At 67.7% G+C, this 7772-nt stretch carries 5 protein-coding genes; all 5 read left to right on the forward strand.

Annotated elements, in window-relative coordinates; genetic code table 11:
• Nucleotides 1–1392: type VI secretion system protein TssL, long form (gene tssL / locus jaqu_RS07190; protein ID WP_052500831.1), on the forward strand; the 1392-nt coding region annotated here is incomplete at its 5' end.
• A complete protein-coding gene (gene tssM, locus jaqu_RS07195) occupies nt 1392–4994 on the forward strand; it encodes a type VI secretion system membrane subunit TssM (protein ID WP_052500832.1) in 3603 nt (1200 codons plus the stop codon). The genes tssL and tssM, both read left to right, overlap by 1 nt.
• A gap of 4 nt (nt 4995–4998) precedes the next feature.
• On the forward strand, nt 4999–5691 hold the full coding sequence (tagF, locus tag jaqu_RS07200; RefSeq protein ID WP_052500833.1) for a type VI secretion system-associated protein TagF: 693 nt from the start codon (nt 4999–5001) through the stop codon (nt 5689–5691).
• Nucleotides 5678–6418, forward strand: coding sequence for a PP2C family protein-serine/threonine phosphatase (locus jaqu_RS07205; protein WP_043918287.1), 741 nt, complete (start codon nt 5678–5680; stop codon nt 6416–6418). Before tagF ends, jaqu_RS07205 begins: the two co-directional genes overlap by 14 nt.
• Nucleotides 6415–7772: serine/threonine protein kinase (locus jaqu_RS20565; RefSeq protein ID WP_161793840.1), on the forward strand; the 1358-nt coding region annotated here is incomplete at its 3' end. The genes jaqu_RS07205 and jaqu_RS20565, both read left to right, overlap by 4 nt.

Below are 7772 nucleotides of genomic sequence, written 5' to 3' on the forward strand. Positions count from 1 at the left end.
CCGCCTGCCTATGGGGGCGGGCCGGGCTTCGGGACGGGGGCCGGCGCCGGGTTCGGACCCGGCGCACCCTCCGGTCTTGGGCAGAGAGCGGGGCAGGAACAGGGCTTCTTTCCCGACATGCCCCGGCAGGAGGAGCGCCCCGTCCAGCAGGCGGCCCCGCGCATTCCGTTGCAGGAGGCGCTCAAGGCGACCGGGCTGGGCGCGGGCGGGTCCTCCAACCCGCTGGTCGCGGCGGCGGCGAACCTGCTCATCCTCTTCGGGCGCCTGCGGACCGGTCTGGTCGAGATGCAGGCCGCCCCGTTGATGAGCCACGTCTACTATGAGATCGAGGCCTTCGAGCGGAACGCTCTCGAGGCGGGCGTTCCCGCGCAAGAGGTTCAGGTCGCGAAATACGCGCTCTGCGGCACGGCCGACGACATCGTCCAGAACCTACCGGGCGCGGATCGGGGGCAATGGGCCGAATACTCGATGGCGGCCCGCTTCTTCAACACGCGCGAAACCGGCGTCGGCTTCTTCCATGAGGCCGAGAAGGCGATGCAGGCCCCGGCGCAGTACTACAACCTGCTGGAGCTGATGCTCACCTGTCTAAGCCTCGGCTTCGAGGGGGAGTATCGCACGCGCCCGAATGGCGCGACCGAATTGGCCCGGATTCGGCACGCCATCTACGAGACCCTGCGGCGGGTCCGACCGCGCCCCGACGAGGACGTCAGTCCCCGCTGGATGCCCGTCATCCTGCGCGGCAAGCGCCGTTTCGGCGGCATTCCGGTCTGGGCGGCTGCGGGCATTGCGCTGGCCATCGTGGTCGCTTTCTACGCGACGCTCTCGACGCTGCTGAACCAGCGCGGCGCCGAAGTTGCGGATGCGCTCTATTCCGTCCATTCCCGCGAGCCGGTGTCGCTGGAGCGGACGGCCGCGGCGCAGCCCTTCGTCAACCCGGTCACGCAAAGCCAGCTCGAACGGATCCGCGAAAGCCTCGCCCCAGAGATCGAGGCCGGGCAGGTCGAGGTCGGCACCAAGGGCGATTACATCTACGTGCGGGTGGGCAACCTGCTTTTGTTCGACAGCGGTCGTGCCGAGGTGAAAGCCGAGTTCGCCCCTGTGGCGCAGCGTATCGCAGAGACGCTGAACGCCGAAGAGGGGCCGATCCGCATCCTCGGCTTTACCGACAACATCCCGCCCTCCGGGCGGGGGCAATTCAAATCCAACCTGGACCTGTCGGTCGCCCGCGCGGAGGGCGTGCGGGACGTGATCGCTCCGCTGACCAGCGTGCCGGACCGGATCACCGTGGAAGGACGCGGGGCCGCCGATCCGATCGCCGACAACGAGACGCCGGAAGGCCGGGCCCTGAACCGCCGGGTCGAGGTCATGGTCGCACGTGAGGGGACGTTCTGATGGTTCGCCGTCTTGTCCGCGCCGCAGGCAGGCATGCCTGGCTCCGCATCACGCTGACGGTTCTGGGCCTGATCGCCCTATGCGCGGCCATCTGGTTCGGCGGCCCGATGACGGGCGTTGCGCTGCTGGGCACGGTCTGGCTGCGCGCGACGGTGATCGGCACGATCCTCGGCATCGTTCTGCTGATCGTCGGGATCAAATGGTGGCGCCGCCGCAAGGCCGCGAAGGCGCTGGAAGACGCGCTGGTCGAGGAACGCGAGGTCGGCGACGGCAAGATCCTGTCCGAGCGCATGACGCAGGCGCTTGCGACGCTCAAGAAATCGGGCGGCAGCACCTATCTCTATGATCTGCCCTGGTACGTGATCATCGGCCCGCCCGGTGCGGGCAAGACGACCGCGCTGGCCAATTCCGGGATCGAGTTCCCGCTGTCGAAGACGGGCGAGGCGGTCGAAGGCTTCGGCGGCACGCGCAACTGCGACTGGTGGTTTGCCGAGGACGCGATCCTGATCGACACCGCCGGCCGCTACACGACACAGGATTCCAACGCCGAGGCCGATGGCGCCTCGTGGACGGCATTCCTGAACCTGCTCAAGCGGACGCGGCCCAAGCAGCCGATCAACGGCGTGATCCTCGCCTTCTCGGTCGAGGACATGATGACCGCCGACGCCGATCAGCGGCGGCGTCATGCGGAGACCGTTCGGGCCCGGCTGGCCGAGGTTCACGAGACGCTGAAGATCGACTTCCCGGTCTACGTGCTGTTCACCAAGGCCGATCTGATCTCGGGATTCCGGGAGTATTTCGGCAGCTTCAGCCAGTCCCGCCGAAATGCGGTCTGGGGTGCGACGTTCCAGACGAAGGACCGGAAGGCCCTGACGCACGAGTCGGTGCCGCAGGAATTCGACGCGCTTCTGTCGCGCCTCTCCGAAGAGGTGATCGACCGCCTCAACGAGGAACCGGACGGCATCAGCCGCGTCGCGATCTTCGGCCTGCCGGGACAGATGGCGATGTTGCGCGAAGGGATCGGCGACTTCCTGCGCCGGGTCTTCGAGCCGACGCGCTACAAGTCGAATGCCATCCTGCGCGGCTTCTATTTCACGTCGGGCACCCAGGAAGGGACGCCCATCGACCAGGTGCTCGGCGCCATGTCCCGTGAAGGGGCCGGGACCTTCGGCGGCGGGTTCATGTCGGGCCGGGGCAAGAGCTATTTCCTGCGGGACCTTCTGGAGAAGGTCATCTTCGCCGAACAGGACTGGGTCAGCCACGATCGCCGCGCGGTACGGCGCGACGCGATCGTACGCGGCGTGGGGTTCGCGACCGTTGCCATCGCGACCTTGGGGGCCGTTGGTGCGCTGGGTTACAGCTATTGGCGCAATGCGACACTGGTTTCGGTCGCCCGGGCCGAGACGGCGGCCTATGCCCGCGCCGCCCAGGGAGAGGCCGACCGGACCGTCATCACCGACACGTCGCTGGAGCCGGTCCTGCCGCTGCTGCAGGATCTGGCCTTCGTCCCGGCAGGCTATGCCGTAGATGAAGAACCGACTTTCTGGGAGGGGATCGGTCTGGGCCAATGGGATCGGTTGGAGGCCGCCTCGGCCGAAAGCTATTCCGACGCACTGGAAAGGATGTTGCGGCCGCGCCTGATCCTGGCGCTGGAGCAGGAGATCCCCCTCATCATCGCGCGCGGCGAGACCACCGAGATCTATCGCGCGCTCAAGATCTATCTCCTGCTGGGCGGGCAGGGTGCGGTGACAGACGATGCCGCCATCGTCACCTATTTCCGCGAGCGTTGGGGTCGCGCGTACGAAGGGCTCTCCGGGCTCGAGACCCAGCGGCAACTGCAGGCCCATCTCGAGGCCATGCTCGCGATGGATGACGACCGCCCGCTTCTGCTGACGATCGACGACCAGACGGTGCAGAACGCCCGCCAGGCCATCGCGCAGCTTTCGCCGGCGGAACAGGCCTGGGCGATCATCCAGGACGGCGTGGCCGGGACCGGCCTGCCGGACTGGGACCTGGTCGAAGCGGCGGGCAACTCGGCGGAGCGGGTTTTCGCCACGCGCGACGGCTCCGACCTGTCGACGCAATCCGTCGACGCGCTTTACACCTACGAAGGGTTCTGGGGCTATTTCTATCCAGCCCTCTCGACCTCTGCCGAGCGTCTGCGCGCCGATCAGTGGGTTTTGGGCGAGAATGGCGTGGGCGAGGAATTCGAAGCCCGCATGCGGACCCTCGACCGGAGCCTGCTCGACCGCTACCGGCGCGAGCATCGGGATGCCTGGATGGCGGTCCTGGGCAACCTTTCCCTCAACAGCCTGGTGGCCGACGCCCCCCGGTACGAGGCGCTCGGGCTGCTGGCCGGCGAAATGGTCTCGCCTCTGCTGAACCTCGTGAAATCCGTCGCCACAGAGACCCGCCTGACGACCGAGTTGGAAAATGTCGCGGGTCTGTCGCCCGAGCAACTGGCCTCTGCAGCGGCTGGCGGGTCCGTCGGGAGCGAAGTCGGAAACGAGGTCGCGAGTCGTGCGCTGACCCGGACCCGCGGCGTCACGCGGATGCTGGCCGAGATCGTCATGCGCCGTCAGGGCACGGGCGGCGTCGGGGGCGGCGGCGCATCGGCCGAAGGCGGCATCATGGCGCCGATCGAGCGGATCGAGGAGGAATTCTCGGGCTGGCATGCCTTGCTCGACGGGCAGGCGGGGCAACGTCCCATCGACGCAGTGCTCGGCAACCTCGGCTCGATCTGGACGGCGCTGAACGCCAGCCAGTCCAACCCCGAACAGGCGGCGGTCCTGCTGCCGCAGCTCTTGAACGAGTTGACGCGCTACAACAGCCAGCTTCCGCAGCCGGTCGCCGCGCTCGTGAACGAGGCGGAGGCCGATTTCCGGCAGGGCGCCACGGACGCGAATATCGAGACGATGAACCGCGCCTTGCAGAACCAGATCGCCTTCAAGTGCCGGGAGACGATCACGGCGGCCTATCCCTTCGCGAATTCGCAGCGGAACCTCGGCATGGCCGACTTCTCGTCCTTCTTCGGGCCGGGCGGCGATATGGACCGGTTCTTCAGCGAGTACCTCGCCCCCTATGTGGAGCGGACGTCCGAAGGTTTGCGCTATCGCGCGGACAGTCCATTGGCCGGTCGCCTCAGCCCCGGCGCGCTGCGTCAGTTCGAGCGGGCCGAGCGGATCCGCCAGGCCTTCTTCCAAGGGGGCAGCAACCAGCCTGCCGTCGAGATCACGATACAGCAGGTCGATAATCATTCGACCGTGGAGAGCGCGCTCCTGGTCATAAACGACCAGGAGGTCGAGACGGTCCGCTACGAGATCCCGAAGACCGTCACCTGGCCCGGGCCGGGCAAGGCGACCGCGCTCGTGTTGCGCCCTTCGCTGGACCGGCCCTCGACGCTGGGCTTCACCGGATCCGCCTGGACGTTCATGAAGTTCCTCGATGCGGCCTCGGCCAAGCAACAGCGGGGGGATGTCCTGCGGGCCACCTTCATGGTCGGCGGTCGCAACATCACCTACGACTTCACGATCAACGCGGTGACCAATCCGTTCACCATGCGCGAGCTGCGGGAGTTCGAATGCCCGCAATCGCTGGACTGAAGCGGTGTCGGAGCAACCAGAGCGCACGGAGCCGGGCACGCCGCTGCCGTCGGGCATCGGCCTGCCCCCGGTCGCGGCGGGCTGGTTCGGAAAGCTGCCGCACAAGGGCGATTTCGTCTTCGCCGGATTGAACGAGGACGTGCGAGAAGAGATGTCGCGCTGGCTTGACGGGGCGATGACGGACGCGCGCGACGCGCTCGGCCCCGGCTGGAAGGACGCCTTCGACGCGTCGCCGGCGATCCGGTTCTGGATCGGCGGAGAGATCATGTCCTGGGGAACCGCCATCGGCGTTATCGTCCCCTCGCGGGATCGTGTCGGGCGCCGCTATCCGCTGATTGTGATGACGGCGGGTCCGGTCGAGCCGCCGACCCTCGTCACCGATCAGGGCTTGCACGAGGCTTTGCAGGTACGCGCCTTAGCGCTGATCGAGGGGGCCGAGGACGGAGACGAGGCCGGACCCGGACCGCGGCTACCCGACCTGATCTGGGCCGTGAACGAGAATGCCGATGCCTCGATCCTGCTAGGAGACGCGGCGGCCGCCGATTATACCCGATCTGCGCGCGGTCGGAGCTACTGGTGGACGGATGGGGGCGCCGGACGTCCGTCGGCGATGGTGGGGTGCGATGGGCTGGTCGACGGAACGGCGTTGGCCTGGCTGATGACGGGACAGGGGGGAGGAGCGGATGCTCCGCACTAATGCTTATGACGCAGCCGCGCAGACAGATGTCGGCCGCGTGCGCGATCACAACGAAGACGCGGCCCTGTCCCGTCCCGATCTCGGCGTCTTCGTCGTCTCGGACGGGATGGGGGGACATGAGGCCGGCGACTGGGCCAGCCAGACGATCGTGGACACGATTTCTTCTGTCGGGGTCGGCAGCTCGCTTCCGGATCTCGAGTCGCGCTTTCAAGAGCGTCTCGTCCGGGCCCACGAACTGGTCGCGGAGCGGGGGGCCGAATTGGGGGCCCCCGTCGGCGCTACCGTCGTCTCGCTGCTGACCTACGAGGCGGAATGGGCCTGCGCCTGGTCCGGCGACAGCCGTCTCTATCGGCTTCGGAACGGTCGGTTGGAACGGATCAGCCGCGATCACACCGAGGCACAGGCCCTCGTCGATGCCGGGCAGCTGACGCCCGAAGAGGCGGCGGTCTGGCCGCGCAAGAACGTCATCACCCGCGCCGTCGGCGTCACCGGCGATCCGGTCTGCGAGATCGTCCGCGGCACTCTGGCGGCCGACGACGTCTTTCTGCTGTGTTCCGACGGCCTGACGGAGCATCTGAACGACCGCGAGATCGCCGAGCATCTAAACACCGGTTCGTCCGCGCAGGCGATTTGCGCGACGCTCGTGGCCGAGGTTCTGGAACGAGGCGCCAGAGACAATGTGACCGCCCTGGTGGTGCGCGTGAAACCCGGATGGGAGCTGGAATGAGCACCGATCCCCCCGGACGAAAACCCGAGCCGCCGGCCGAGGACGACGACGCCACCCGCGTCATCGTCCCCGGATCGCCGGCGGATGGACCGTCCAAGGAAGACTATCGCCGGACGGTGATGGGGACGGGGCCGGGCGACCCGTTTGGCACGGCCGTTCCGACAGGACGGCCTTCGGATGACGGCGCCGATCCGCGCGGTCTTCACGAAGACGATGAGGCGCATCACGAACCGATCGACGATTCCGCGACAGCGGTCTCTGCGCCGCAACCTGACCCTCAGGTCGTCACGGCAAGCCCGGTCGGCACCGTTCTTAACGAGAATTACAAGATCGAACGCCTGATCGGCGCCGGCGGCATGGGCGAGGTCTATGAAGGCGAGCACCTGTTCACGGGAAACCGCGTCGCCATCAAGATGATCCTCGAGCAGTTGTCGAAGGACGAGACGATCGTCTCGCTGTTCCGCAGGGAAGCCCGGATCCTGTTCGAATTGGCCGACGACGCCATCGTCCGCTACCTCGACAGCTTCTACCATTCCGCTTCGGGCCGGTACTGCCTTGTCACGCAGTTCATCGAGGGGACGCCGCTTTCGGATCACCTGACCCGCTATGGCGCGCTGGACGAGGCTCGGGGGCGGCTTCTCATGGCTCGCCTCGCCCGCGGCCTGCAGAAAGCGCACGATCGGGGCGTCGTGCACCGCGACCTGTCGCCGGACAACGTGATGCTCCGGGACGGCAAGGTCGAACGCGCAGCGTTGATCGACTTCGGCATCGCCACGGCCGAGGACATGGGCGACGCCACGTTGTTCGGGAAGTTCGCCGGCAAGTTCCGGTACGTCTCTCCGGAGCAGCTTGGTCTCTTCGGCGGCAAGGTCGGTCCGCATACGGATATCTATGGCCTCGCCTTGCTCATGGCCGCCGCGTTGCGCGGCACGGCGCTCGATATGGGCCAATCGGTCGCGGAGGCCGTCGATGCCCGACGCAGCGTGCCTGCCCTCGACGGGATACCAGCAAGTCTCGCACCGGTGCTGACGCAGATGCTGGCGCCCGATCCGGCACACAGGCCCGTCAGCATGGATGAGGTCCTGACCTTGCTGGAGGTCACCTCCGGCGGCAACGAAGAGACCGTCATCCAGACGCCCGGCACGCGCCCCCCCTCGGTGCCTCCGGCCCCTCAGGTCACGCAGCCGACCGCCGCGCCGGTGACCGGGCGGCTCGCCCTGCCGCCCGGTGCCAGTCAGCCCCCTGCCGGAAGCGCCCCGCCGACGATGCCGACCGGCGGGCTGGGACACGCCCCCTTGGGCGCACCGGTCGATCCGACCAGCCCCGGCGCGGCACCGTTCGCGGCGACGACGGC

The sequence above is a fragment of the Jannaschia aquimarina genome, from assembly GCF_000877395.1.
Classification (GTDB): domain Bacteria; phylum Pseudomonadota; class Alphaproteobacteria; order Rhodobacterales; family Rhodobacteraceae; genus Jannaschia; species Jannaschia aquimarina.

Coding starts and splice junctions, on each gene's coding strand:
- tssM (WP_052500832.1), top strand. CDS start 1,392: ATGGTTCGCCGTCTTGTCCGCGCCGCAGGCAGGCATGCCTGGCTCCGC.
- jaqu_RS07205 (WP_043918287.1), top strand. CDS start 5,678: ATGCTCCGCACTAATGCTTATGACGCAGCCGCGCAGACAGATGTCGGC.